We start from the raw sequence: 24,277 nt of genomic DNA, 5'->3' as shown, positions 1-24,277 counted from the left end.
ATTTTCATACAATGACAACTACAAGACTGAAAGATAAATATGTAAATGAAATCGTTCCTGCTTTAAAGGAAAAATTTCAATACAAATCAGTAATGCAAGTTCCAAAAGTTACTAAAGTTGTAATCAACAAAGGTATTGGTGCTGCTGTGGCTGACAAGAAATTGATTGATACGGGTGTTGAAGAAATTACTCTTATCGCTGGACAGAAAGCTGTTGCAACAATTTCTAAGAAAGCTATTTCAAACTTCAAATTACGTGAAAATATGCCAATTGGTGTTAAAGTAACGTTGAGAGGACAAAAAATGTACGAATTCCTTGATCGTTTGATGACTGTTTCGTTACCTCGTGTACGTGACTTCAAAGGTGTATCAGACAAAGGTTTCGATGGTCGTGGTAATTATACATTAGGTGTTAAAGAACAAATTATCTTCCCTGAAATTTCTATTGATAAAGTAAGCAAAATTTCTGGTATGGATATCACTTTTGTAACTACCGCAAAAACTGACGAAGAGGCTAATGCATTGTTAACAGCAATGGGAATGCCTTTCTCAAATCAGAAGAAGTAATTGATTTAAGTTATCTGTGAACTGTTATTATTGATATTATTTTCTAAATAACATTTACCGATAACGGATACAGATAACCGATAACAAATAAAGATTCTCAACACAATGGCAAAAGAATCAGTAAAAGCAAGAGAAAGAAAGAAAGAAGCAACAGTTGCTAAGTATGCCGCAAAACGCGCAGCCTTGAAAGCAGCTGGTGATTATTTAGGACTTGATAAGTTACCTAAAAATGCTTCACCAGTACGTTTACATAACCGTTGTAAACTTACAGGACGCCCAAGAGGTTATATGCGTAAGTTCGGTATCAACCGTGTTACTTTCCGCCAAATGGCTTCTGATGGGTTAATTCCAGGGGTAACTAAATCAAGCTGGTAATAATTACCGCTTCAGATAATTGATAATTAAGTAATTAGAATTATTTTAATTATCAATTACTTGTCTTCTTAATTTTAATTCCGTAATTTTGCGAGCCTTTTCAGAAAAGGTTTCGTTTCAAATATCGAAAACAATGACAGATCCAATAGCAGATTACTTAACACGATTGAGAAATGCCATCAAGGCACGCCATAGAATCGTTGAAATCCCTGCTTCTAACATCAAAAAGGAAATCACTAAGGTGCTTTTTGATAAAGGATATATTCAAAACTATAAATTTGACGATACAACTGTTCAGGGTACCATCAAAGTTGCTTTGAAGTATAACCCAGTTACTAAGCAGTCGGCAATCGTTAAATTAGAAAGAATTTCTAAGCCAGGTTTACGTAAATACAAAGGTGCAACTGAGTTGCCACGTGTATTGAATGGTTTAGGTATTGCAATTCTTTCGACATCAAAAGGGGTTATCACCGACAAAGAAGCTCGTGTGTTAAACGTAGGTGGTGAAGTACTTTGCCACGTTTATTAATATTTCTTAACGCTGAAAGAAGTTTCCATTAATTGATGACCACTGGTTATGATTTTTGGACTTCCATTTAAGCAAAACAAATTACAATCATGTCAAGAATTGGCAATAAGATTATCACGTTACCTGCTGGTGTAACAGTAACGGTTGATAAAAATCATGTATCAGTAAAAGGACCTAAAGGTGCTTTAGAACGTACCATCGATCCAGACATCACTGTTGAGATTGAAGGTGCTGAATTAGCAGTAAAACGCCCTACTGAACAGAAACGTCACAAAGCCCTTCATGGTTTATATCGTTCTTTAATCAATAACATGGTTATTGGTGTAAGCGAAGGATACAAATCTCAGATGGAAATTGTTGGGGTTGGTTATAAAGCATCAAATCAAGGAAATATTCTTGAGTTAAGTTTAGGATATTCTCACGCTGTATTTGTTCAGATTCCTGTTGAATTGAAAGTGACTACTGCAATGGAGAAAGGTCAAAACCCTAAAGTAACTTTAGAAGGAATTGATAAAGAATTAGTAGGCCAAGTTTCAGCGAAAATTCGTTCATTACGTAAAATCGAACCTTACAAAGGTAAAGGTATTCGTTTTGTGGGTGAGCAAATTCGTAGAAAAGCTGGTAAAACTGGTGGTAAAAAATAATCGTAATTTGTAATTGATATGATTTGAAAATTTGAAATACCCGTATTTATACGAAGTATTTTGAATTTTCAAATTGACAAAATTCAAATTCCAATCGTGGGTCGGCAATCCACAAAACATATAAATATTACAATGGCTACGCAAAAAGATTCAAGAAGATTACGCATCAAACGATCAATTAGAGCAAAGATTTCTGGTACAGCTAGCAAACCAAGATTATCAGTGTTTCGTTCAAATACTGGTGTTTACGCTCAAATTATTGATGATGTTCAAGGACATACATTAGCAGCAGTTTCTACAAAAGAACTTGGCTTGGCTAATGGCAATGTAGATAATGCTAAACAAGTAGGAGTAAAAATCGCAGAGAAGGCATTAGCGGCTGGTATATTAGCGGTTGTTTTCGATCGTAACGGATACTTGTATCATGGTCGTGTAAAAGCAATTGCCGATGGTGCAAGAGAAGGTGGTCTTAAATTCTAATTAGTCAATTTGATTATTCATTAATCAAATTCACAAATTTTCAAATTCAGAAAAAATGTCGCAATTAATATCAAAGCCAATAAAGGTTAACGAAGGCGAATTAAAAGAAAAAGTTGTTGCTATCAATCGTGTAGCGAAAGTAGTAAAAGGTGGACGTCGTTTCAGCTTCTCTGCAATCGTTGTAGTTGGTGACGGAAAAGGTATCGTAGGTTTCGGATTAGGAAAAGCTAATGAAGTAACTGATGCTATCGCTAAAGGTATTGAGGATGCAAAGAAAAATGTATTCCAAGTAGCTTTATTGAAAAACTCTGTTCCGCACGAACAAATTGGTAAATTCTCTGGTGGTTTCGTATTGTTGAAGCCTGCTGCTCCGGGTACTGGAGTAATTGCGGGTGGTGCGATGCGTGCTGTATTAGAATCTGCTGGTGTACATGACGTATTAGCAAAATCTAAAGGTTCTTCAAACCCACACAACGTGGTTAAAGCAACAGTTGATGCTCTTGTGAAAATGAGAAATCCACATACAGTTGCTTTCCAAAGAAGCGTTTCTTTAGCAAAAGTTTTCAACGGATAAGAGCAGTTTAAGGTTATGAGTTATTAAGGTGTACTACATTGTAATAACTCATAACCCAAACTCGTAACTATAAGACCATGTCAAAGGTAAAAATTACACAAGTAAAAAGTACAATCAAACGCCCAGACGTTCAAAAACGTACTATGCAAGCTTTAGGCTTAGGCAAAATTAACAAAAGCGTTGAAAAAGAGTTGAATCCTGCTATTGAAGGGATGATTCGTGCGGTTCAACACATGATTGTAGTTGAGAATATCTAATATTATTGAGGTTCCCTCATTAGTATAGCGAGTTACTCCACAGGGGAGTAGCGTTTAGCAAACATTAAAAAAATAATACAATGAATCTTTCTTCATTAAAGCCTGCTCAAGGCTCAACAAAAGTTAGAAAAAGAGTTGGTCGTGGTGCTGGTTCTGGTTTAGGTGGTACTTCTGCTCGTGGTCACAAAGGTGCAAAGTCTCGTTCAGGTTATTCTCGTAAAGCTGGTTTTGAAGGTGGTCAAATGCCTTTACAGCGTAGAGTTCCTAAGTTCGGATTTAAAAATATTAATCGTGTAGAATATAAGGCAATTAACCTTGATACGCTACAAGCTTTAGCTGATTCAATTGGTTCAACAGTAATCAACCATGATGTACTTTATAACAATGGATTAGTTTCTAAAAATGATTTAGTGAAAATCTTGTCACGTGGTGCTGTAACATCAGCATTAGAAGTAACAGTTAAAGGTTTTTCTGAATCTGCCAAAACTGCTATCGAAGCAGCAGGTGGAAAAGCAATTGTGGGGTAGTTTGAAATTATGAAAATTTGGAGCTTCAAGTTTTGTTTAATAGATTTGTTAGTTTTCAAATTTTCAAAATCCCGATTTTCAAATTAATTAGATAGACAACAGAAATATTTGAGTAATCGTGTAAAAACTGGCAACAGATTTGTGATTAAAGAAAAAGTTGAACAATTTCAGTTTTCATTCATTATTTGACGATTATTTAAACAGATAGCATGAACAAGTTTATTAACACTATCAAAAACATTTTCTCAATAGAGGAACTAAGAGGTAGAATCCTTAACACTCTGTTGTTTATCACCTTTTTTCGCTTAGGTTCTTATATCGTTTTACCAGGTATTGATGCTGCAAAATTAGAACAAAAAGGAGAAGGCGGTTTATTAGGTTTGTTGAATATGTTTTCGGGTGGAGCATTCAATAATGCTTCTATATTTGCTTTAGGTATTATGCCTTACATCTCTGCCTCTATCGCTATTCAATTGTTAACAATTGCATTGCCATATTTTCAGAAGATGCAAAAGGATGGAGAGTCGGGAAGAAAGAAGTTAAACCAAATTACAAGAGTTTTAACAATCTTTGTTACTGCCGCTCAAGCAACAGCATACCTACAAACAACTATTCCTGCAGAAGCAATCATCGTTAGTGCATGGTCGTTCCGCTTGTTTGCAGTAATTATCTTGATTGCTGGTACAATGTTTTGTATGTGGTTAGGAGAAAAAATTACTGATAAAGGAGTTGGTAACGGTATTTCAATGCTAATCATGATTGGTATTGTGTCTCGTTTCCCGGGATCAATCATCGGTGAAGCTCAATCTCGTGGAATGTCAGGAGCTTTATTATTTGTAATAGAAATTGTAGCGCTTTTCTTCGTAGTAATGGGTGCCGTAATGGTTACTCAAGCGGTTAGAAGAATCCCAGTACAATATGCGAAACAAGTAGTAGGTAACAGAACTTCATCTGTAGGTGGCGAACGCCAGTATATTCCGTTGAAGCTTAACTCAGCAGGTGTAATGCCTATCATTTTTGCACAAGCTTTAATGTTTGTTCCAGGATTGGTAGCAGGTTCTTTAGCTGAGAAAAGTGAATTCGCACAGTCGGTAGCTCAGAAATTCAGTGATTTCACTTCATTAGAATACAATTTGTTATTTGCGTTCTTGATTATCGTATTTACATTCTTTTATACGGCTATTTCAATTAACCCAACACAAATTTCTGATGATATGAAAAGAGGTGGTGGTTTTGTACCAGGTGTTAAGCCAGGTGAAGCTACTTCAACTTTTATCGCTGATATTTTAGATAGAATTACTTTGCCAGGAGCATTTATGTTAGCCATTATCGCTATCCTTCCTGCTTTAGCAAGTTTATTCGGAATCACTCGTGGTTTTGCATCTTTCTTCGGAGGAACTTCATTGCTAATTTTAGTAGGTGTTGTATTAGATACCCTACAGCAAATAGAAAGTTATTTATTGATGCGTAAGTATGAAGGATTGATGCAATCAGGTAGAATCAAAGGTAGAACAGAGGCGGTTGCTCAATAACAATTTTAGGATGTTATTTCCTAAGCATTAATAAGAATGATTTATTTAAAAACAAATAGCGATTTAGAAATCATCAGAGCAAATGGTATTATACTTGGCCAAACTCATGCAGAGGTAGCCAAAATGATAAAACCAGGCGTAACGACTAAAGAATTAGATAAAGTAGCTTACGAGTTTATTAAAGATAATAATAGTACACCTTCGTTTCTTAATTATAACAAGTTCCCTGCATCTTTATGCATTTCAGTAAATGATGTAGTGGTTCATGGAATACCTAACAATTATCAATTAAGAGACGGAGACATTGTAACAATTGATGGTGGTGTATTTAAAAATGGTTTTCATGCCGACAGTGCTTATACTTATGCAATCGGTAATGTAAATGAAGAGACTCTTCTTTTACTGAGAACCACCAAAGAATCACTTTACCAAGGAATTGAACAAGCAGTAGTAGGTAAAAGAATTGGTGATATTGGCTTTGCTATCCAAACTTTCAGTGAGAAATTAGGTTTTACCATTGTTAGAGAACTAGTAGGGCATGGAGTAGGGAAATCTCTTCATGAAAAACCAGAAGTAGCCAATTATGGTAGAAGAGGCGATGGAGCAAAACTAAAGGAGAATATGGTAATTGCCATAGAACCGATGGTAAATCAAGGAAAGAAAGCCATTCATCAAGAAAACGATGGTTGGACTATCAGAACCCAAGATAGAAAGCCATCTGCCCATTTTGAACACACAATAGCAATTAAAAAGGATAAAGCAGATATACTAACTACCTTTAAATTTATTGAGGAAGTTATTGCTAAATCAGAGTACATCGTTAATATTTGAAATTTTCAAATTGAATTTATGGCAAAACAATCATCAATAGAAGTAGATGGAATTATCATTGAGGCTCTTTCAAATGCTATGTTTAGAGTAGAGTTAGAAAATACCCATCAAGTGATTGCCCATATTTCTGGTAAGATGCGAATGAATTACATTAAAATCTTACCTGGTGATAAGGTGAAGTTAGAAATGTCTCCTTATGACTTAAGTAAAGCAAGAATTGTGTATCGTTACAAGTAAAATAGGCAGTTGGCAATTGATAGTTTTAGTAAACTTTACGGATGCTTTTGCAAAACTGTAATTAATAGAAACATTAATAAATACTACAATGAAAGTTAAAGCGTCTATCAAGAAGCGTAGTGCTGAATGTAAAGTAATCCGTCGTCACGGAAAACTTTATGTTATTAACAAAAAAAATCCAAAGTTCAAACAAAGACAAGGATGATTATTAACATGGGGTAGTTGAGAAACTTCCTTCATTTAAAATCTAAAAAGCTAAAAAAGTATGGCTCGTATTGCAGGGGTTGATATTCCCGACAAAAAAAGAGGCGAAATTGCTCTGACTTACATCTTCGGAATAGGTCGTAGCACTGCTCAGAAAATTTTAACACAAGCTAATATTTCTTTCGACAAAAAAGCTGGCGAATGGAACGATGAAGAGGCAAGTGCAATTCGTGGGATTATCGCTGGAGAATTCAAGACTGAAGGTCAACTTCGTTCTGAAATCCAGTTGAATATCAAACGTTTGATGGACATCGGTTGTTACCGTGGTCTTCGTCACCGTAAAGGTCTTCCATTACGTGGTCAGAGAACTAAGAACAACTCTCGTACTCGTAAAGGTAAGCGTAAGACTATTGCGAACAAGAAAAAAGCTACTAAGTAAAAATTAGGCTGAGTTTAAGGATATAATATTCTTAATTCGTCGAGTTCTAAGATGAGAAGGTTGCTCTTCGGAGAATGTACGAACTCAAAACTGGAATTGAACAAACAAAACTAACAATGGCACAGGCTAAAAGAAAAGACAAAGCAAAGAAGAGAGTTGTAGTAGTTGAGCAGCATGGTCAAGTACACATCAAAGCTTCTTTCAATAACATCATTATTTCTATTACTAACAGTCAAGGACAAGTAATCTCTTGGGCTTCTGCTGGTAAAATGGGCTTCAAAGGTTCTAAGAAAAACACTCCTTATGCTGCACAAACAGCCGCAACAAACTGCGCTGCCGTAGCTGTAGAAGCTGGAATGAAAAAAGCTGATGTTTTTGTAAAAGGACCAGGTTCAGGTCGTGAATCAGCCATTAGAACTATTTCTAATGCTGGTATCGAAGTAATCTCTATCAAAGATATTACTCCACTTCCTCACAACGGATGTCGTCCTCCAAAACGTCGTAGAGTTTAATCTTCATTAAAAATTTACTGGAAACGTTAATTAGTAATTATTAACGTTTTCTTTTATTTATCTTAATTACTTCATCGAACAAAAGAGGTTTGATGACTTTATTAATTTTAGAAATGGCAAGATATACAGGTCCAAAATCAAAAATTGCTCGTCGTTTTGGTGAGCCAATCTTAGGTCCAAGTAAAGCGTTAGCACGCAAAAACTATGGTCCAGGTCAGCACGGTAAAGGTAAACGTGGTAAAGTTTCAGAATATGCTTTGCAATTAAAAGAAAAGCAAAAAGTGAAATATACTTACGGTATCCTTGAAAAGCAATTTGAAAACTTATACCACAAAGCGGCTGTAAGAGAAGGTATCAAAGGTGAAAACCTTTTGAAACTTTGTGAAGCTCGTCTTGATAACACTGTTTATCGTTTAGGAATTGCTCCTACTCGTCGTGCAGCTCGTCAGTTGGTTATTCATAAGCATATTCTTATTGACGGTGAAATTGTAAACATTCCATCGTATTCTCTTAAGCCAGGACAATTAGTAAGTGTACGTGAGAAATCTAAATCTTTAGAGGTAGTTTCTAACTCACTTGCTGGAAAAGCTGGAAAACGTTTCAACTGGTTAGAATGGGATACTCCTACAATGACTGGTAAATTCGTTTCTTATCCAGAACGTACTGATATTCCAGAGAACTTCAATGAGCAAGCAATCGTTGAACTTTATTCTAAGTAATCATATATTTTGACAGAGTAAATGGTCAAAAATATTCTGACAATTTAATTGAAAACTTTGTGACTTAGATTTTACATTAATGTGTAAAATCTAAGTTTGTTTGATTTTGTGTTTATTCAATATTAGATGTACAATAATTAATATTGTTTATTCTAAGGGTCTCGATTTTCTGTAAACTTGTAATATAGATGAATTCTTCTGAAATGTCAAGGTTTTATCGAAAAAATAGTAACCCTAAATGCTAAAATTACAGAGTTAATTCGTAAATTGCGAATTGATTACTCTATTCTTACACATTCCAAGGTAAATTACGCTACGAAATATGTCAATATTAGCATTCCAAATGCCCGATAAAGTTGTCATGGAAAAAGCTGACGACTTTCACGGGTTATTTGAGTTTAAGCCACTCGAAAAAGGCTATGGCGTTACAATCGGTAATGCACTTCGTAGAATCTTGTTGTCTTCATTAGAAGGCTACGCTATTACAAGCGTTAAGGTTGGCGGAGTTTTGCACGAATTTTCAGCCATTGAAGGAGTAATTGAGGATATGACTGAAATTATTTTGAATTTGAAGAAAGTTCGATTCAAAAAAAGTCAGGAAATCCTTGAGAATAAAATCAATGTAAGAGTGAAAGGTCAAAGCACTCTTAAAGCAGGCGATATTGCTAAATTTACAAATTATTTTGACATCTTAAATCCAGATTTAGTTATCTGTAATTTAGATGAATCAAAAGAATTTGAGATGGAGATTATCGTTGAAAAAGGTCGTGGATATGTTCCTTCAGACGAAACTAGAAACTCAGAACCTCCTTTTGGTCACATCCCGATTGATGCAATCTTTACACCAATCAAAAATGTGAAATTCAGCATCGAAAATACTCGTGTTGAACAAAAAACAGATTATGAGAAATTGGTTTTGGATATTGAAACTGACGGATCAATTCACCCTGAAGACGCATTAAAAGGTGCAGCATATATCTTGATTCAACACTTTATGTTATTCTCTGACCAAACAATGACTTTCGAGTCTATGAAGGCAGAAGAAGACAACGTGGTAGATGAAGAAATGCTACACATGAGAAAATTATTGAAGACTGCTCTAGCAGATTTAGACTTGTCAGTTCGTGCTTACAACTGTCTTAAATCAGCTGATGTTAGAACTTTAGGAGACTTGGCTAGATTAGAAATTTCTGACATGATGAAATTCCGTAACTTCGGTAAGAAATCATTGACTGAATTAGAACAACTAATCGAAGAAAAAGGACTTCACTTCGGTATGGATGTTGCTCGTTATCGTTTAGACGAAGACTAAGAGCCATTCAGCTTGTTTAGCAATCAAGGAAAATTAGTGTTTGCTAACTGTAGTAAACACTAATTTTTCAATTTTTAATAGTAGTAATAGGTGAGTTGATGCGAATTAACTTAACCGCAATGATGGCTTTTTTCCGCTGGGAACTAAGTGTGTCATTTCAAACTTACGAAACAATATAATGAGACACGGTAAAAAATTCAACCATTTAGGTAGAACTGCTCCTCACAGAGCCGCTATGTTATCGAACATGGCATCTTCTTTGATTCTTCACAAAAGAATCGAAACTACAGCTGCTAAAGCTAAAGAATTAAGAAAGTATGTTGAGCCTTTGATTACTAAATCAAAAGACGACAATACTCACAATCGTCGTATTGTATTCTCTTACTTACAAAACAAAGAGTCTGTTAAAGAACTTTTTGGTATTGTTTCTGAGAAAGTTGCTAGCCGTCCAGGTGGTTACACTAGAATTATCAAATTGGCTAATCGTCTTGGTGATAATGCTGAAATGTGCTTAATGGAATTAGTTGACTTCAACGAAACTTTATTAGCAGCTACAGCTGAGAAAGCAGTGAAAACTCGTCGTGGTCGTCGTTCTGGAGCTAAGAAAACTGAAGATACTATCGAAGCTGCACCAGTAGCTGAGGTTCCTTCGGCTGAAGTAGTAGAAGATGAAACTCCTGCTGCTGAAACTTCGGAAGAAAAAACTGAAGAATAATCTAACGTAGATTTTTCTATTTCAAAAAGGACTTTGACTTTGGTCGAAGTCCTTTTGTTATTTTGGTCGATTATAACTTTTACGTTATTAATATCAATATACATCCGTAATTTTGTAATATGAAATCATCCATCATAATACTTGTAACGCTTACTTTGCTTATCGCTTGTAAGGAAGAAAAGACTTCTTTTATCAATAAATATTTTGATTTAAAAACTACCATAAGCAATCAAATCAATATTCTGAATACAAAGAAACCATCTTTTAATAAAACTGTCTGGAGCAATAATATACCAGAAACCAAGCTTATCAAGATAGAAGACTGGTCAAAAGAATTAGAGCTATTCGTACAAACTGATTTGAATAAACCTGCTTATTTGAATAGTTATGACATCAATCAATCTGATTCTACCATCGTTTATACCCTAAAAGCGAAAGAGAATCTTCCAGTAAAAATTGTAAAAATCTATCTTCAAAAGGGAGCATTTACGGCATTAGAAGCCACTATTACCAACGAAAACTACCTTTATGAAACCGATAAGCATATTAAAATGACTTTGGCGAATGGCGTAGTCGACTATTATTTAATAGAAGGTACACAGAAACTAGTGTTTGGAGATAAAAAGGCATTTAAGATAGAAGCAAAAGCACAAAAATGATACAAAGGTTTTTAAAGAAAATAGCTTTATTGTCCTTTCTAATTATCATTAGTTTATATGCTTTGGCATTTGTTGTAGATAGCGGTCTAAGAAAATCTAGGAATGAATATTATGCCACCTGGAATGATTTATTCGATGGAAAAATCAATGCAGATTTATTGATTTTGGGGTCATCTAGGGCAGAGTTTCATATTTCTCCTAAAATTATTGACAGTACACTAAAGCTTAATTCTTATAATCTAGGCATGTCGGCTTGGCATTTCGATATGCAATTTGCACGGTTTAAATTGTATCTGGCACATAATAAAAAGCCTAAATATATTATTCATAATGTAGATGCATATGGTTTTTCCAAACGTGCTGATGTAGTAAACCCTGAACAGTTTCTACCTTTTATCAACGAGCCAATCATAACGGAAACTACACGTGGACATAAAGGTGAGTTTGATGAATATCAACAAAATATACCCCTGCTAAAATATAAAAATCAACAGGCTTTGGCTTGGGAAGGCATTTGTAATTTTGTGAATTTTACTTCACTATACGATACTACTACTAAATATAAGGGTTACAGAGGCAATGCTTACGAATGGAATCAGGATTTTGAAAGGTTTAAAAAGCGGTACCCGAAAGGAGTGAGGTATACGTTCGATAAGACTATCACAAAACAATTGGAAGAATATTTAGCTTTTTGCGAGAAACACCACATAAAAGTGGTGCTATTATATGCCCCTGAGTATTATGAAGTACAGCCTTTGTATAAAAATAAGTATATCATGATTAATATGTGTAAAGAGGTATCTGAACGCTATCATTGTTATTTTTTAGATTATTCAAAGGATTCACTCTGCTATCAACAGAAGTATTTTTATAATTCTCAACATTTGAATAAATATGGAGCGGAGATTTTCTCTCAGAAATTAGCGTTGGATATCAAGAAACTGCTTCATATTTAATTGAAACGTTTGGTTAAATTCCAGCAAGATTATCCATAAATTTGTATTTAAAGATTAAAAATAATGACAATCAATACTGAGTACCATCGCCCAATAATGCTTCAAGAATGCCTTGATGGACTAAATATACGTCCTGATGGCGTTTATGTAGATGTAACTTTTGGGGGCGGTGGTCATTCAAGAGCTATATTGGCACAATTGGGGGAAAAGGGAAAGCTATATGCTTTTGACCAAGACCCAGACGCTAAAGTAAATGCTCAGGCTTTTCAAGACCCTCGCTTTACATTCATCGAAACCAATTTTAGGAACATTAAAAAATACCTACGATTATACGGAGTCAAAAAAGTAGATGGTATTTTAGCCGATTTTGGTATTTCATCACATCAGATAGATGAACCAACACGTGGATTTTCGACACGCTTTGAAGGGGATTTAGATATGAGGATGAATCAAAAGGCAGAAGTGTCAGCATATACTATTGTCAATGAATATTCTGAGGCACAATTGCATAAAATTTTGGGAATGTATGGCGAAATCAAAAACGCTCGTACTTTGGCCAATGCTATTCATAGTGCAAGGCTGAATACCCCCATCAAAACTACAGGTGAATTGAAAGCTATTTTGGAGAAATATGCTCCTAAATTCAAAGAGTTCAAGTATTTTGCACAGGTATTTCAAGCCATCAGGATTGAAGTTAATCAGGAATTGGAAGTAATAGAAGAGTTTTTGGAACAAGTGCCAGATTTGTTGAAAGATGAAGAAAGTAGGCTCTGTATCATGACATTCCATTCTTTGGAAGATAGACTCGTTAAGAACTATATCAAGGCAGGAAACTTCAAAGGAGAGCCTGATAAAGACATTATTTATGGTACTGTAACCAAACCTTTGATGGCTATCAATAAAAAACCTATTGAAGCATCGCCAGAGGAATTATCAATCAATGGTAGAAGTAGAAGTGCTAAACTAAGAATTGCAGCGTTGTCTGAAAAGTAAAAACAAGCATTATGGCAAAAAATGTATCCCGTGCCCCAAAGGTTAGTCAGTCGAGTAATAAACCTAGTAAGGGTATCTTTGCTTTTTTTGATAAAATATTCAATATGGATAGACTGTTGGGTGGCGAATTTCCAGCCAGCCAACTTCGCTATGTATTATGGGTATCGGGACTCATTGTTATCTATATCGTATCGTCGTTGAATGCCGAAAGTCTGATTCATAAAATAGATAAAGCAAAGTTTGTATTGGAAGAAAAAAGGGCTGATTATACCACCCAAAAGGCCGATTTTATGAAAGCAGGCAAGCAATCTGAAATCATCAAGAAAGTAGCACCCATGGGACTGGAAGAAAATAAAGTTCCTCCAACCAAAATTGTGGTTGAAGATTAGCTAATTTTATAAATGGCTAAATCTTAATGCTATTGATTAGCTTACTAAAATTACTAGGGTCGATACCGATATAATTGGCCAAATATTTATGTGGTACAATTTGTAAAATATGCGGACTTCTCCGTAATAATTGTTGGAATTTTTCTTCCGAAGAAAAACATTGTAATTCTACTAACCTCTCCAATATTCCTGAAAAAGCACCTGTTAATCCTTTCCTTAATAATACTTCAATAGCAGGATGAGTAGCTAGAAGTTCATCTATGTGAGTATACGCAGCCCTCAAAAAAACAGAAGGACTTAAGGTCTCATAATAATATTTAGACGGGGTTTGATTCATCATTGAATCAAGGATACCGCCAAAATTTGATTGATAAGAAAAAACCAAAGTCCCTTCTCGGTTGTGTTCATCCAAATAATATAACCTTTGTAATCCTTCCAATACAAAATACAAATACTTTTCAACACTACCAGCTTCAGTAAGTAGTTCCTTTCGTTTGGCAGAAAAAGGCTTAAACAACGCATAAAAAGACTCAAAGTCGTCCTCAGATAAAGGATGAATATGATTGACGGTTTGTTGAAGTAAAAGCTTTGGGGAAGTCATGCAAGAAAGTTTTTTCAAAGATACATGTAGGAATAAAAAAAATGCTAACAAGTTTGTAAGAGTTGTGAATTTTTAGTTGTGAGCTTTGAGCAATGAGCTTTTTTATACTTGTCTAAAATTATTACTGTTGTAGGGCAACCTATTTTAGGCAAGCACTGATCATCACTCACAATTCACAACTCAAGACTCACAACTAAAAAATGTATAAAATAGTTGTCAAAATGTAAAATATACTTTACTTTTAGTTCGTTAAACTTGTCTAAAACTCTTAACATATATTCCGATGAAAGCAAAATTCTTATTTCCGTATCAGTACAAATTTGTTGGCTGGACATTAACCATCCTTTTCTTATTAATTTGGATTGTTGGAGCCATTACAAAAGCAGAGCTTGATTTTTTTACCATTACTTTACCTTTTAAATATGCATTACAAGATAGTTTCGATGCATCCAGCAATCAAACTACGCTTAATCTCGGCGACGAGTTTATGGTAATAGGACTTATCGTTGGAATGATTCTAATTGCTTTTTCAAAAGAAAAAGTAGAAGATGAATATGTATCACAAGTAAGGCTAGAAACCCTTCAATGGGCTATTTATATTAATTTTGGACTTTTAATAGTGGCCACCATTTTTGTATATGGCACTTATTATTTTAATGTAATGATATATAATATGTTTACACCTTTGCTGTTTTTCATTGGCAGATTTTATTATGTTTTGTACCTGAAATCAAAAATGGAAAATTAACCGTATTGCTTATGAAAAATACAATCAGAATAGAAAGGGCAATACTAAACATTACCCAAGGAGAACTAGCAGAAAGAGTTAAAGTCTCCCGGCAGACAATTAATGCTATAGAAAGTAACAAATATGTCCCTTCAACAGTATTAGCCTTGAAAATTGCCCGTGAATTTACTAAAAAGGTAGAGGAAATTTTTGAATTAGAAGACAATGATTAGTAAGAAGTTTACAGGATACGATAGCCATAGCTAAGGCTTGATTTTTAAGATTTAGTAATTAAATTGAAGCATCAAAACTTATAAACGATTTAAATACTATGAAAATTAAGCTTCATTTCTTGTCATTCTTTTGTGCATTAACCTGCTTTGTCAATGTAAATATATATTCACAAACTTGGGAGATTATACAGCCTGTGAATACTTCTACCAAGCGGTCAGAAAACACGCTAGCAGCGGTTGGGAATAAATTAGTATTGTTTGGTGGAAGAAATGTAAAAGCTACCGAAGTATATGACATCAATACTAAAACATGGACGAGGGTGGGAGATGTGCCTTTAGAGATTCACCATTTACAAGCAGTTACTTATCATAATGAAGTATATGTGATAGGTGCTTTGACGGGGCAATATCCTCATGAAACGCCTATTCCTAATATTTATATTTTTAACATTGAAAAAGGCGAATGGCGAAAAGGCCCTGAGATTCCTACAGATAGATTAAGAGGTTCTGCGGGCTGTGTAGTGTACAAAAATAAGATTTACTTGGTTTGTGGTATCCAAGATGGGCATTGGGATGGACACGTAGCATGGCTAGATGAATATGACCCACAGAATAATACTTGGCGTAAATTGGCTGATGCTCCCCATGTTCGCGACCATGTAAGTGTGGCAGTGATAAAAGATAAATTGTATTTAGCAGGAGGCAGACGGTCGACGGCTAAAATCAACAAAGTATTGGAATTGACAGAACCTGCGGTAGATATATATGATTTCAAACAGAATAGTTGGAAAACATTGCCAGAAAACTTAAACCTACCAACACAAAGAGCGGGAAATTCTGCTGTAGCATTGGGCAATAAACTTTTGATTATTGGAGGAGAAAGCCCAGCACAAGTGCCAGCTCATAGTGATGTTGAGGCATTTGATGTAGATAAACAAGCATGGGTAAAATTTCCAAGCCTTAATCAAGGGCGACATGGCACAGGTGCAGTAATAGTAAAAGGGAAAGTGTATACGATAGCAGGGTCAGGAAATCGTGGTGGTGGCCCAGACCTCGATGTGATAGAGGTATTGAAGTAATGGTGTTTATCTTTTCAGTTTTTTCAAAATCTATATAATTCATAAATAAACAAGTGCTGAAATTGTCTAAATTCACAATTTCAGCACTTGTTTTATGATAAGAATATTCCCTATTGCTAAGCAATGGTTCAAAATTAAACAACATAATCTAAAAGAGTAATTTGTTGATTTTGTAATCACTAAATCACACATTCACTAAATCACTCAATTACTTATCGTGTACATGTTAGGTAATTTATTCTGCAACACTGCCTTAGGACTTTTTGTAAAATCAACAAAGTCAGTAACATTTGATGCCGCTGGCGTAGGTACATAATAACTATCACCACTATTCCCCCAAAGCATCACAAACGCTATTTCAAGGTTATTGGCAGTAATGGTATTTAAAAGAAAATTGGAGAACCAGCCCGTCACAGGAGGAACAGTAGGTGTTACTTGAAAACCTGTTTCAGTAAAGGCTGCTATTTTCACTTTTTCTTTGGCTAAATCAGAAATAACTTTCAGTTTTTTATTAGCTAAGTTAGAGCCCGTTATGCCAGCACCACTCCTCAAATCCCCATAATTATCCATTCCCAGAATATCGACATAATCGTCACCTGGATATCTTATTAGATACTTCTCTTTAGTATCATAGCTATTATCGGGGCCAAGCGAATACAATACATTATGTACTCCTTTGGTATTTTTAAGATAGTCAACAGTAAATTTGAAAGCCGTTTTGTATTCCTCTGCTGTACAAAAATCTGCTCCCCACCAAAACCAACTGCCATCATATTCATGAAAAGGTCTGAAAATAACAGGAATCAATTCTCCATTTTTACCTTTTAGCTTATTGAATACAGAAGCAATCTTATCTAATTTGGCTTTATACCATTCATGGTTGTCACCCCCTGGCAAGATACTTTTGAAAGCCTTCGTTTTTTCAAGCGCAGTCATATCACTTGCATAAAATGATTTTTCATTATAGGGCTCTCTGAGATGCCAACAAAAAATATTGATGATACCATCATTGTATGCCTTTATCACATTGTTAATAGTAGCAACCTCTTGTTGATAAAACCAATTACCGCTAGTGCCATCATTGGCTTTATCAGTAATAAAGAGAAAGTCTGAACCCAACACGGCTGGGTCGCTTCCTGTGGATTTCTTGATGTCAGACATTCCACCTACGTTCTTATAAAAACCATCAAAGGCAGCTTGTTGACCAACTGCGAATTTTGTTTTCGATAGTATTTTTAAATTATAAAATAAGGCAATCGTTTGTAGCGTTGCATTTTTATCGACCATGTATTGGCTGACATTCTGTTTAGTAAGTTTATCTGACGCACTGGTAGTATCTACTTTTGGGGGTACTACAGGAGGAGTAACAACTGGGTCGATACTTTTAGAACAAGAGCCCAGTAGTGCCATTGAAGCAACAATAGCAAGACTTAATTTTTTCTTCATGTTTTTAATTTAATTATGAGAGTTATTTTTTATAAACTATATTTTTTGGAGAATTACTATATATTATTGGTGTCTCAAAATGCCCTGAATGTAAATAATTATCATGTTAGGTTAGGAACCGAGATTAAATTACAATTATTTCTTTTAATCGAATAAAGACTATAGCTAAATGAAAAAATTGTATTAATAAAGGATTTAAAAATATTATTTTCAGAGAACTTCCATCTCAAAAAAGTTTATTAGTCCATCGTAAAGTTTGTTTAGGGAGATGTAAATAGCAGGCTCAGTTTATTAGGGCTTCGTCTTGTATTTATTTTCCCTTTCTTCATCATCTTGATGCTTTCTTCAATTCGCATTTCCGATTTTTAGTATATTTGTGGATATTGTAGCTTGGAAAAGCATTTATAAGCATTTTTCTGTCAGATTTATATATCAATGAACATCAAAAAAGACATTGTTTTAAGGTTACGCTTTGTGTTTTTGCTAATTCTATTTTTTGCCGTAGGAATAGTATGGCGAATTGTTCAATTACAAAATATTGAAGGTGAAAAATGGCGAAAAGAATCGAGTCGCAGGTATGTGAGTGAAAGAACGATAGAAGCGGTTCGTGGGAATATTTATGCAGACGACGGCAGTTTGCTGGCTACCTCTTTGCCCAAATATCGTTTAGGCTTTGACCCACTTGTTTCTTTGTCTGATAAAAACAAAAAGATTTTTGAGGAGGGGATTGAAGATTTATGCAAGAAATTATCAAACTTTTATGGAGATAAAGACTGGAAAGATTATTTCTCGATGATTAATTTAGCCCGTCATGAAAAAGACCGCTACATTCTTCTGAATAATTCTTTGATTGATTTTCAAGATGTAAAAATGATGAAGACTTGGCCTATTTTCAAAGAAGGAAAATATAAAGGCGGAGTAGTTTTTGAAAAAGTAAATGTGCGTTATAATCCTTTTGGTAAAATGGGGTTTCGTACAATAGGGTATAAAAAAGATAAAGAAAAAGTAGGGATTGAAAACAGTTTTGATAGTCAATTGGCAGGAGTACCGGGAAAAGGTATTTTTGAGAAAATAGGACAAGGAAGTTTTCGTCCAATAGATGGAGGAGAAGAATCTATTCCAATTCCGGGTTTAGATATTCACACAACCATTAATGTTAATATTCAAGACGTTGCCGAAAGCTCTTTATTAAGAGCCTTAAAAAGATCAGGGGCTGATAAAGGCTGTGTAGTAGTAATGGAAGTAGCTACGGGTGAAATCAAAGCAATGACCAACCTTACCAGAATGCGTGATACATCTAATTATGCAGAAACGTATAATCATGCTGTGTTGGGTTTAACAGACCCAGGTTCTGTGTTTAAATTAGCATCCATGGTGGCATTGATGGAAGAATGGAATTTATCGAATAATGAGTTGGTAGAGACAGGCGATGGTAAAATGAAAATCGGAGATAAAATCTTAGAGGATTCTAAAACTGTCGGTTATGGAACCATAACAGCACAATCGGTTTTCGAACATTCATCTAATGTCGGTACTGCGAAGTTAATGTTAAAGTATTTTGGCAAAGGAAATGAAATGAAGTATTACAAAAAACTCCATGATTTCCATTTAGACCAACGCTTGAATTTTCAATTACGTCCAGATGCTATTCCAAAAATCAGTCCCCCTAAAAAGGGAGATATCACAGGTTTGCCGTGGAATTCTATTGGATACGGGATGGCTTTGACACCCCTTCAAATGCTGACGTTTTATAATGCTATTGCCAACAATGGAAAGTGGATTCAGCCCATTATCGTAAAAGAAACCAGAGTAGCAGATAAAGTAGAAGATGACTTCAAAATCAAACAAGAAGTTGACGAAAACCCTATTTGTTCTGAAGAAACTTTAGTGAAGGTAAGAAAGATGTTGGAAGGCGTTGTGGAAAGAGGAACAGCCTCTAATATCAAAAATGATTTATATAAAATTGCAGGCAAAACGGGAACTTCGCAGAAACTAATTAATGGTAAATACAGAAAAGGAATGTATTATACATCTTTTATTGGCTATTTCCCTGCCGATGCTCCTAAGTATAGTTGTGTAGTGGCCATTGATAATCCTAGAGGTGTAAAAAGAGAAGCCCTTTTTGCTAGTGATGCCTCTGCACCCGTTTTTAAAGAAATTGCAGACAAAATTTATGCTTGTGATATTCAAATGCATAAATTATTAGCAAAAGGGGGTGCGAAGCTTACAAGCCAAAAACAAATTGCGCATACTTCAGACATCAAAGCTATCAACGAAGAGTTTGGTATCGAAAAAATGCCTGTAAATGAAGGATGGGCAACGATGCAAGCTGAAAATGGCAAGATGCATTTTGAGGAACACCGAAATCCTAAAAATAAAGTGCCTGATATGAGGGGAATGTCGTTAAGGGATGCTATTTATGTATTAGAAAACAAAGGTTATAAAGTAAGTTATAAAGGCATTGGTCGCGTAAGTAGCCAATCTATTCCACCCGGTTCTTTTGCTACTAAAAATAGAACAATTGGGTTAGTACTAAACTAATTGAGAATTAGTGGTTTTTTTAGTTTGAATTTTTCAAGTATCATTATGCAAATCCTGACGAGTCTTCTTAAAAATATTAAAACAATTACTATACTAGGTAATACCGAAATAGCAGTTTCATCTATCATCATTGATTCTCGTGGCGTTACAGAAGGCTCGATGTTTGTGGCTTTAAAAGGCACGCAGGTTGATGGTCATATATTTATTGATAAAGCCATTGAATTAGGGGCAAGTACTATTCTTTGTGAAGATTTACCTGAAAATCCGTTATTATCAGTTACTTACATTCAAGTAAAAGATACTTCCGAAACCTTGGGATATATTGCTTCTGCTTTTTATGGCAATCCATCTCAGAAATTAAAATTAGTAGGCATCACCGGGACTAATGGAAAGACTACGACAGTGATGTTGTTATTTCGTTTGTTTCGTCAATTAGGTTATCGTTGTGGATTGATTTCTACCGTGCAAAATCAGATTGATGAAGAAATAATTCCATCTACCCATACTACTCCAGATGCAGTGAGTTTGAATAAACTATTGGCAGAAATGGTTGAGGCTGGCTGTACGAATGCCTTTATGGAAGTAAGTTCACATTCGGTCGTGCAACATCGTATTACGGGAGTAACTTTTGCAGGGGCTATTTTCTCCAATATCACTCATGACCACCTTGATTTTCATGGTACGTTCGATAACTATATCAAAGCCAAAAAAGGATTTTTTGATGCTTTACCCAAGACGGCTTTTGCTTTAGTAAATATTGATGACCGCCGTGGTGCAGTGATGGTTCAGAATACCAAAGCCAGTATAAAAACCTATTCACTAGAAACCCTTGCTACGGTAAAAGGCAGGATTGTTTCGGATAGTATTTATGGTTTGCAAATGGAAATAGATGGACGTGAGATACATTTTCAGCTAATAGGTACTTTTAATGCATATAATTTGATGGCTATTTATGGGGCTGCTACCTTATTGGGCGAAGACCCTGACGAAGTACTTGTACAAATGTCAGGTTTGAAAACTGCTCCAGGGCGTTTTGAACAGATTGTTTCAATCAAAGACAAAAAGGTAGGTATTGTAGATTATGCGCATACACCAGATGCTTTAGAGAATGTGTTGAAAACCATCAAGCAGATAAAAGGAGATAACCAACAGGTAATCACGGTAGTGGGCTGTGGCGGAAACAGAGATGCTACCAAACGCCCGATTATGGCAAAAATAGCTTGTAGTTTATCGAACAAAGTAATTTTGACGTCTGATAATCCACGCAAAGAAGACCCATTAGAGATTTTGACTCAGATGCAAAAAGGCGTTCCTCCGCTAGACTTCAAAAAAACAAAAACCATTGTAGACAGAAAAGAAGCTATTGATTATGCTGTCAATACCTTGGCCGAAGCAGGAGATATTATATTGGTAGCGGGCAAAGGGCACGAGACCTATCAGGATATTCAAGGAGTAAAATACGATTTTGATGACAGGTTGATTTTGAAAGAAGCTTTCGGAAATTAGAAAGACTTATCAACAAAAGAGATGCACGATTAGGTATAGAATATTGCTTTAAAACTAAATAACATTACTAAATTTGCACTTCTGTTTATACAAACAAAAGCTATTTTAATCTGTCTTCATAATTTCGCCATCATACTAACCAAATTATTATGCTTTATTATCTATTTGAGTATTTAGATAAACACTTCAATTTTCCAGGAGCAGGTTTGTTTCAATACATTACCTTTCGTGCTTTTGGGGCCGTAGTTACCTCTTTAGGGATTGCAGCCATTTGGGGAAAAGCCGTGATTAATCTATTGAGTAAATTACAAATTGGCGAAGCCATCAGAGATTTAGGATTAGAAGGACAAATGCAAAAGAAAGGTACGCCTACAATGGGTGGCTTTATTATTTTATTGTCTTTACTAGTACCAACCTTGTTGTTCGCTAAACTTAATAATATTTACATCATTTTGTTGTTAGTAAGTGCCGTTTGGTTGGGTGGTGTTGGTTTTATTGATGATTATATCAAAGTATTCAAAAAGAATAAAGAAGGTCTTTCAGGTAAATTCAAAATCGTTGGTCAGATTGGCTTGGGCTTAATCGTGGGTCTTACGATGTGGTTTAATGATGACATTAAAGTAAGGTTTTACGAGAAAGCAAAGATTGCTACCAACATAGGTCAAGTACAAAAATTTACGGATTCAAAAGCGTTGATTTCAACAGTACCTTTCCTAAAAAACAACCAGTTCGATTATAGTTATTTAATCCCCGATTTCTTGGGGCTTGACCAATATACGTGGGTAATATATGTAATTGCTGTTATTTTTATTATTACTGCGGTTTCTAACGGAGCAAATATTACGGATGGGATTGATGGTTTGGCGGCTGGAACATCTGTAATTATAGGTATTGGTTTGGCTGTATTAGCGTATGTATCAGGTAATAAAGTGTTCTCTCAGTATTTGAACGTAATGTTTATTCCTAATTCTGGTGAACTGGCCGTTTTTTGTGCAGCCTTTGTAGGAGCATGCGTAGGTTTTTTATGGTACAATTCTTTCCCAGCACAAGTGTTTATGGGTGATACAGGTAGCTTGATGCTAGGTGGAATCATCGCGACACTCGCTATTGTAATCAGAAAAGAATTGTTGATACCAGTATTGTGTGGAATATTCTTAATAGAATTGCTCTCTGTCATTATGCAGGTAAGTTATTTTAAATATACCAAAAAGAAATTTGGTGAAGGGCGGCGTATTTTCTTAATGTCACCTCTGCACCATCACTTTCAGAAAAAAGGTTACCACGAAGCTAAAATTGTAACCCGTTTCTGGATTATCTGTATTCTTTTGGTGGTTGTTTCGGTAGTTACTTTAAAATTGAGATAGATTTTTGACATCAAGCTATATTATAGGATAAAAGCACTTTCGGAATTTCTGAAAGTGCTTTTGTTTTTAAACTATCCAAAAGCTTAAAATCTTATTCAAATGAAAATACAACCATTTATAAAAACTTTTTGATTTTTGTAATGACTGAAAAAACTAATTTGTAAATTTGGCGTTATTAATTTATGAAATCAATTCACTGGAGCTTACCAAAACAGTACAGGCTACTCATTAAAATGTAGTATTTTTGTAGCGTAATAATGTATTTGGCAATCATCAATTGAAATACTTTTTACTTTTAGTAGTTCCGTAAATCATAACAATCATGTTGTTCAAGATATTCCTTATAATTTGTCTTATCTTATTTATCTTTCCTCGTTTATTAAAATGGGCTTTAAGAGGATTTGTGGTTTCTCAGATTAATAAAGCCCAGCAGGACTTTAACCAAAAACAGCAATCGTATCATTCTTCATCTAATAAGCGTGAAGGCCAGATTGATGTGGATTTTGTTCCACCCAAAAAAGGGAAAAGTACAGAAAATTTTGACGGTGGCGAATACGTAGATTATGAGGAGGTCAAATAAAGGCCTCTTTTTTACTATTTATAGCCTTCTGAAAAATTTACCCTACTAAATCTGTGATTTAGTATCACTAATCGTTTGCTTCGTCTAAAAATCAATTTTAAATATTTTGATTTTAGGATAAAAATTGTATTTTTGTTAAACGTGAATTTGTAAATTTTGTGGAATTAACCCCAAAACATATTCTTTTTTGCATTAAATGCACATTTTTGATATTATTCCTCATCAAAATCACTCCAGTATCTGCAAATGTAAATTGTACTAATCAAAGTTTTTTTGTCAATCAACATAGTGCTTGTTTAATTAATAATTCCCTGCTATCTTCCAAGGATTTCGAAAAAATGATTGGCTTTTCATGCCAAAATATCAACAATTCATCAAAGCGTTATAAAACGCTTAAAGATTTAAAAAATCATGCTTATTTTTTCTCTCTTGAGAACCTAATACTTGGGTTTGATGATTCAGATGTAGAAGAAGAGCATGTACAAAAAAAGACAAAAAGTACTAAGCGTAATCGCTCTGCTTATATTACAAGAGTTTGTTCCGAAGGAGATTCATTTTTATTTGATTTAGGGACACCTCTTAAAACTAAAGGCAATTTTATCTATAAAGATGCCCATTATCTTGACGTAATTATTTTATTCCATTCTCCCCCTCCCGAGAGCTTCCTTAGTGTGGCTTAACAATTCCAAAAACTTTCTTAAAATTAATTGCTTGATGGCGAATAATGTCTTCGTTTTGGCGAGGTAACAT

The 24,277-nt window shown here is 34.9% G+C and carries 31 protein-coding genes; 29 read left to right on the top strand and 2 right to left on the bottom strand.

Annotation, left to right across the window (positions count from 1 at the left end; all coding sequences use genetic code 11):
- Positions 1-11: 11 nt before the first annotated feature.
- The 21 genes from rplE to AC07N0_RS02105 all read left to right on the top strand — a co-directional run bounded on the left by rplE (position 12) and on the right by AC07N0_RS02105 (position 13,450).
- Positions 12-566 (top strand): 50S ribosomal protein L5, encoded by a 555-nt coding sequence (gene rplE / locus AC07N0_RS02205; protein WP_184128576.1) that lies wholly within the window; start codon positions 12-14, stop codon positions 564-566.
- A gap of 105 nt (positions 567-671) precedes the next feature.
- Positions 672-941 (top strand): 30S ribosomal protein S14, encoded by a 270-nt coding sequence (gene rpsN, locus AC07N0_RS02200; RefSeq protein ID WP_109741979.1) that lies wholly within the window; start codon positions 672-674, stop codon positions 939-941.
- 133 nt (positions 942-1,074) lie between these two features.
- Positions 1,075-1,470, top strand: a complete 396-nt coding sequence (rpsH, locus tag AC07N0_RS02195) for a 30S ribosomal protein S8 (protein ID WP_184128579.1) — start codon at positions 1,075-1,077, stop codon at positions 1,468-1,470.
- 89 nt (positions 1,471-1,559) lie between these two features.
- Entirely contained in the window at positions 1,560-2,114 is a 555-nt protein-coding gene (gene rplF, locus AC07N0_RS02190) for a 50S ribosomal protein L6 (protein ID WP_494587942.1), read from the top strand.
- Positions 2,115-2,246: 132 nt separating this feature from the next.
- The gene (gene rplR, locus AC07N0_RS02185; protein ID WP_494587941.1) at positions 2,247-2,594 is read left to right on the top strand and encodes a 50S ribosomal protein L18; all 348 of its coding nucleotides are present in this window, start codon (positions 2,247-2,249) and stop codon (positions 2,592-2,594) included.
- Positions 2,595-2,649: 55 nt separating this feature from the next.
- The gene (gene rpsE, locus AC07N0_RS02180) at positions 2,650-3,168 is read left to right on the top strand and encodes a 30S ribosomal protein S5 (RefSeq protein ID WP_309913337.1); all 519 of its coding nucleotides are present in this window, start codon (positions 2,650-2,652) and stop codon (positions 3,166-3,168) included.
- A 77-nt stretch (positions 3,169-3,245) separates the two neighbouring features.
- Positions 3,246-3,425, top strand: coding sequence for a 50S ribosomal protein L30 (rpmD, locus tag AC07N0_RS02175; RefSeq protein ID WP_309913340.1), 180 nt, complete (start codon positions 3,246-3,248; stop codon positions 3,423-3,425).
- A gap of 80 nt (positions 3,426-3,505) precedes the next feature.
- Positions 3,506-3,952, top strand: coding sequence for a 50S ribosomal protein L15 (rplO, locus tag AC07N0_RS02170; protein ID WP_492800610.1), 447 nt, complete (start codon positions 3,506-3,508; stop codon positions 3,950-3,952).
- Between the two features lie 209 nt (positions 3,953-4,161).
- Positions 4,162-5,484 (top strand): preprotein translocase subunit SecY, encoded by a 1,323-nt coding sequence (gene secY, locus AC07N0_RS02165; protein ID WP_309913348.1) that lies wholly within the window; start codon positions 4,162-4,164, stop codon positions 5,482-5,484.
- A gap of 36 nt (positions 5,485-5,520) precedes the next feature.
- Complete coding sequence (gene map / locus AC07N0_RS02160) at positions 5,521-6,315, top strand: type I methionyl aminopeptidase (protein WP_494587939.1); 795 nt, start codon at positions 5,521-5,523, stop codon at positions 6,313-6,315.
- 18 nt (positions 6,316-6,333) lie between these two features.
- A complete protein-coding gene (infA, locus tag AC07N0_RS02155) occupies positions 6,334-6,552 on the top strand; it encodes a translation initiation factor IF-1 (RefSeq protein ID WP_095160735.1) in 219 nt (72 codons plus the stop codon).
- An 88-nt stretch (positions 6,553-6,640) separates the two neighbouring features.
- Positions 6,641-6,757 (top strand): 50S ribosomal protein L36, encoded by a 117-nt coding sequence (rpmJ, locus tag AC07N0_RS02150; RefSeq protein ID WP_109324399.1) that lies wholly within the window; start codon positions 6,641-6,643, stop codon positions 6,755-6,757.
- Positions 6,758-6,817: 60 nt separating this feature from the next.
- A complete protein-coding gene (gene rpsM, locus AC07N0_RS02145; protein ID WP_492800608.1) occupies positions 6,818-7,195 on the top strand; it encodes a 30S ribosomal protein S13 in 378 nt (125 codons plus the stop codon).
- 116 nt (positions 7,196-7,311) lie between these two features.
- Positions 7,312-7,707: a 30S ribosomal protein S11 gene (gene rpsK, locus AC07N0_RS02140; protein WP_184128614.1), complete on the top strand. Its 396-nt coding sequence runs from the start codon at positions 7,312-7,314 to the stop codon at positions 7,705-7,707.
- A gap of 113 nt (positions 7,708-7,820) precedes the next feature.
- Complete coding sequence (gene rpsD, locus AC07N0_RS02135) at positions 7,821-8,426, top strand: 30S ribosomal protein S4 (RefSeq protein ID WP_492803619.1); 606 nt, start codon at positions 7,821-7,823, stop codon at positions 8,424-8,426.
- A gap of 322 nt (positions 8,427-8,748) precedes the next feature.
- Positions 8,749-9,738: a DNA-directed RNA polymerase subunit alpha gene (locus tag AC07N0_RS02130; protein WP_309913354.1), complete on the top strand. Its 990-nt coding sequence runs from the start codon at positions 8,749-8,751 to the stop codon at positions 9,736-9,738.
- A 178-nt stretch (positions 9,739-9,916) separates the two neighbouring features.
- On the top strand, positions 9,917-10,453 hold the full coding sequence (gene rplQ, locus AC07N0_RS02125; RefSeq protein ID WP_309913356.1) for a 50S ribosomal protein L17: 537 nt from the start codon (positions 9,917-9,919) through the stop codon (positions 10,451-10,453).
- A gap of 119 nt (positions 10,454-10,572) precedes the next feature.
- On the top strand, positions 10,573-11,112 hold the full coding sequence (locus AC07N0_RS02120) for a hypothetical protein (RefSeq protein ID WP_492800607.1): 540 nt from the start codon (positions 10,573-10,575) through the stop codon (positions 11,110-11,112).
- Complete coding sequence (locus AC07N0_RS02115; RefSeq protein WP_494587937.1) at positions 11,109-12,068, top strand: hypothetical protein; 960 nt, start codon at positions 11,109-11,111, stop codon at positions 12,066-12,068. The genes AC07N0_RS02120 and AC07N0_RS02115 overlap by 4 nt, the downstream gene beginning before the upstream one ends.
- A 63-nt stretch (positions 12,069-12,131) precedes the next feature.
- Positions 12,132-13,061, top strand: coding sequence for a 16S rRNA (cytosine(1402)-N(4))-methyltransferase RsmH (gene rsmH, locus AC07N0_RS02110; RefSeq protein ID WP_494587936.1), 930 nt, complete (start codon positions 12,132-12,134; stop codon positions 13,059-13,061).
- An 11-nt stretch (positions 13,062-13,072) separates the two neighbouring features.
- A complete protein-coding gene (locus AC07N0_RS02105) occupies positions 13,073-13,450 on the top strand; it encodes an FtsL-like putative cell division protein (RefSeq protein WP_323246272.1) in 378 nt (125 codons plus the stop codon).
- Positions 13,451-13,466: 16 nt separating this feature from the next.
- Here the strand turns inward: AC07N0_RS02105 and AC07N0_RS02100 are convergent, their stop codons facing one another.
- Positions 13,467-14,051 (bottom strand): Crp/Fnr family transcriptional regulator, encoded by a 585-nt coding sequence (locus AC07N0_RS02100; RefSeq protein WP_494587935.1) that lies wholly within the window; start codon positions 14,049-14,051, stop codon positions 13,467-13,469.
- Between the two features lie 283 nt (positions 14,052-14,334).
- Here AC07N0_RS02100 and AC07N0_RS02095 point away from each other — a divergent pair, with 283 nt between their 5' ends.
- The 3 genes from AC07N0_RS02095 to AC07N0_RS02085 all read left to right on the top strand — a co-directional run bounded on the left by AC07N0_RS02095 (position 14,335) and on the right by AC07N0_RS02085 (position 16,090).
- Positions 14,335-14,799: a hypothetical protein gene (locus tag AC07N0_RS02095; protein WP_492800603.1), complete on the top strand. Its 465-nt coding sequence runs from the start codon at positions 14,335-14,337 to the stop codon at positions 14,797-14,799.
- 11 nt (positions 14,800-14,810) lie between these two features.
- Positions 14,811-15,011 (top strand): helix-turn-helix transcriptional regulator, encoded by a 201-nt coding sequence (locus tag AC07N0_RS02090; RefSeq protein WP_309913374.1) that lies wholly within the window; start codon positions 14,811-14,813, stop codon positions 15,009-15,011.
- Between the two features lie 98 nt (positions 15,012-15,109).
- On the top strand, positions 15,110-16,090 hold the full coding sequence (locus AC07N0_RS02085; RefSeq protein WP_494587934.1) for a Kelch repeat-containing protein: 981 nt from the start codon (positions 15,110-15,112) through the stop codon (positions 16,088-16,090).
- Positions 16,091-16,294: 204 nt separating this feature from the next.
- Here AC07N0_RS02085 and AC07N0_RS02080 read toward each other — a convergent pair whose 3' ends face one another.
- Positions 16,295-17,536 carry a glycoside hydrolase family 26 protein gene (locus tag AC07N0_RS02080; RefSeq protein ID WP_494587933.1) on the bottom strand — a complete coding sequence of 414 codons (1,242 nt, stop codon included), beginning with the start codon at positions 17,534-17,536 and terminating at the stop codon, positions 16,295-16,297.
- A gap of 435 nt (positions 17,537-17,971) precedes the next feature.
- On the opposite strand from AC07N0_RS02080, the gene AC07N0_RS02075 reads away from it, so the two are divergent.
- From AC07N0_RS02075 to AC07N0_RS02055, 5 genes are all read left to right on the top strand, one after another.
- Positions 17,972-20,077 (top strand): penicillin-binding protein, encoded by a 2,106-nt coding sequence (locus tag AC07N0_RS02075; RefSeq protein ID WP_494587932.1) that lies wholly within the window; start codon positions 17,972-17,974, stop codon positions 20,075-20,077.
- Between the two features lie 45 nt (positions 20,078-20,122).
- Positions 20,123-21,583: a UDP-N-acetylmuramoyl-L-alanyl-D-glutamate--2,6-diaminopimelate ligase gene (locus AC07N0_RS02070; RefSeq protein WP_494587931.1), complete on the top strand. Its 1,461-nt coding sequence runs from the start codon at positions 20,123-20,125 to the stop codon at positions 21,581-21,583.
- A 149-nt stretch (positions 21,584-21,732) separates the two neighbouring features.
- A complete protein-coding gene (mraY, locus tag AC07N0_RS02065; protein WP_492800597.1) occupies positions 21,733-22,947 on the top strand; it encodes a phospho-N-acetylmuramoyl-pentapeptide-transferase in 1,215 nt (404 codons plus the stop codon).
- A gap of 322 nt (positions 22,948-23,269) precedes the next feature.
- Positions 23,270-23,527 carry a DUF4834 family protein gene (locus tag AC07N0_RS02060; protein ID WP_323246265.1) on the top strand — a complete coding sequence of 86 codons (258 nt, stop codon included), beginning with the start codon at positions 23,270-23,272 and terminating at the stop codon, positions 23,525-23,527.
- A 158-nt stretch (positions 23,528-23,685) separates the two neighbouring features.
- Positions 23,686-24,207, top strand: coding sequence for a hypothetical protein (locus tag AC07N0_RS02055; protein WP_494587930.1), 522 nt, complete (start codon positions 23,686-23,688; stop codon positions 24,205-24,207).
- The last annotated feature ends 70 nt before the right edge of the window (positions 24,208-24,277 follow it).

This window comes from Arcicella sp. GW821-FHT09D11, from assembly GCF_059416265.1.
This window is presented reverse-complemented; position numbering and strand designations above follow the sequence as displayed.

Excerpts from the sequence above, each read along its gene's own strand:
- rsmH (WP_494587936.1), top strand. The coding sequence starts at position 12,132 with ATGACAATCAATACTGAGTACCATCGCCCAATAATGCTTCAAGAATGC.
- AC07N0_RS02100 (WP_494587935.1), bottom strand. The coding sequence starts at position 14,051 with ATGACTTCCCCAAAGCTTTTACTTCAACAAACCGTCAATCATATTCAT.
- rplQ (WP_309913356.1), top strand. The coding sequence starts at position 9,917 with ATGAGACACGGTAAAAAATTCAACCATTTAGGTAGAACTGCTCCTCAC.
- rplE (WP_184128576.1), top strand. The coding sequence starts at position 12 with ATGACAACTACAAGACTGAAAGATAAATATGTAAATGAAATCGTTCCT.
- AC07N0_RS02070 (WP_494587931.1), top strand. The coding sequence starts at position 20,123 with ATGCAAATCCTGACGAGTCTTCTTAAAAATATTAAAACAATTACTATA.
- AC07N0_RS02090 (WP_309913374.1), top strand. The coding sequence starts at position 14,811 with ATGAAAAATACAATCAGAATAGAAAGGGCAATACTAAACATTACCCAA.
- AC07N0_RS02130 (WP_309913354.1), top strand. The coding sequence starts at position 8,749 with ATGTCAATATTAGCATTCCAAATGCCCGATAAAGTTGTCATGGAAAAA.
- rplR (WP_494587941.1), top strand. The coding sequence starts at position 2,247 with ATGGCTACGCAAAAAGATTCAAGAAGATTACGCATCAAACGATCAATT.
- mraY (WP_492800597.1), top strand. The coding sequence starts at position 21,733 with ATGCTTTATTATCTATTTGAGTATTTAGATAAACACTTCAATTTTCCA.
- rplO (WP_492800610.1), top strand. The coding sequence starts at position 3,506 with ATGAATCTTTCTTCATTAAAGCCTGCTCAAGGCTCAACAAAAGTTAGA.
- AC07N0_RS02095 (WP_492800603.1), top strand. The coding sequence starts at position 14,335 with ATGAAAGCAAAATTCTTATTTCCGTATCAGTACAAATTTGTTGGCTGG.
- rpsH (WP_184128579.1), top strand. The coding sequence starts at position 1,075 with ATGACAGATCCAATAGCAGATTACTTAACACGATTGAGAAATGCCATC.
- secY (WP_309913348.1), top strand. The coding sequence starts at position 4,162 with ATGAACAAGTTTATTAACACTATCAAAAACATTTTCTCAATAGAGGAA.
- rpsE (WP_309913337.1), top strand. The coding sequence starts at position 2,650 with ATGTCGCAATTAATATCAAAGCCAATAAAGGTTAACGAAGGCGAATTA.
- rpsM (WP_492800608.1), top strand. The coding sequence starts at position 6,818 with ATGGCTCGTATTGCAGGGGTTGATATTCCCGACAAAAAAAGAGGCGAA.
- AC07N0_RS02080 (WP_494587933.1), bottom strand. The coding sequence starts at position 17,536 with ATGAAGAAAAAATTAAGTCTTGCTATTGTTGCTTCAATGGCACTACTG.
- rpsN (WP_109741979.1), top strand. The coding sequence starts at position 672 with ATGGCAAAAGAATCAGTAAAAGCAAGAGAAAGAAAGAAAGAAGCAACA.
- rpsK (WP_184128614.1), top strand. The coding sequence starts at position 7,312 with ATGGCACAGGCTAAAAGAAAAGACAAAGCAAAGAAGAGAGTTGTAGTA.
- infA (WP_095160735.1), top strand. The coding sequence starts at position 6,334 with ATGGCAAAACAATCATCAATAGAAGTAGATGGAATTATCATTGAGGCT.
- rplF (WP_494587942.1), top strand. The coding sequence starts at position 1,560 with ATGTCAAGAATTGGCAATAAGATTATCACGTTACCTGCTGGTGTAACA.
- AC07N0_RS02075 (WP_494587932.1), top strand. The coding sequence starts at position 17,972 with ATGAACATCAAAAAAGACATTGTTTTAAGGTTACGCTTTGTGTTTTTG.
- rpmD (WP_309913340.1), top strand. The coding sequence starts at position 3,246 with ATGTCAAAGGTAAAAATTACACAAGTAAAAAGTACAATCAAACGCCCA.
- rpsD (WP_492803619.1), top strand. The coding sequence starts at position 7,821 with ATGGCAAGATATACAGGTCCAAAATCAAAAATTGCTCGTCGTTTTGGT.
- map (WP_494587939.1), top strand. The coding sequence starts at position 5,521 with ATGATTTATTTAAAAACAAATAGCGATTTAGAAATCATCAGAGCAAAT.
- AC07N0_RS02120 (WP_492800607.1), top strand. The coding sequence starts at position 10,573 with ATGAAATCATCCATCATAATACTTGTAACGCTTACTTTGCTTATCGCT.
- AC07N0_RS02060 (WP_323246265.1), top strand. The coding sequence starts at position 23,270 with ATGTTGTTCAAGATATTCCTTATAATTTGTCTTATCTTATTTATCTTT.
- AC07N0_RS02115 (WP_494587937.1), top strand. The coding sequence starts at position 11,109 with ATGATACAAAGGTTTTTAAAGAAAATAGCTTTATTGTCCTTTCTAATT.
- AC07N0_RS02105 (WP_323246272.1), top strand. The coding sequence starts at position 13,073 with ATGGCAAAAAATGTATCCCGTGCCCCAAAGGTTAGTCAGTCGAGTAAT.
- rpmJ (WP_109324399.1), top strand. The coding sequence starts at position 6,641 with ATGAAAGTTAAAGCGTCTATCAAGAAGCGTAGTGCTGAATGTAAAGTA.
- AC07N0_RS02085 (WP_494587934.1), top strand. The coding sequence starts at position 15,110 with ATGAAAATTAAGCTTCATTTCTTGTCATTCTTTTGTGCATTAACCTGC.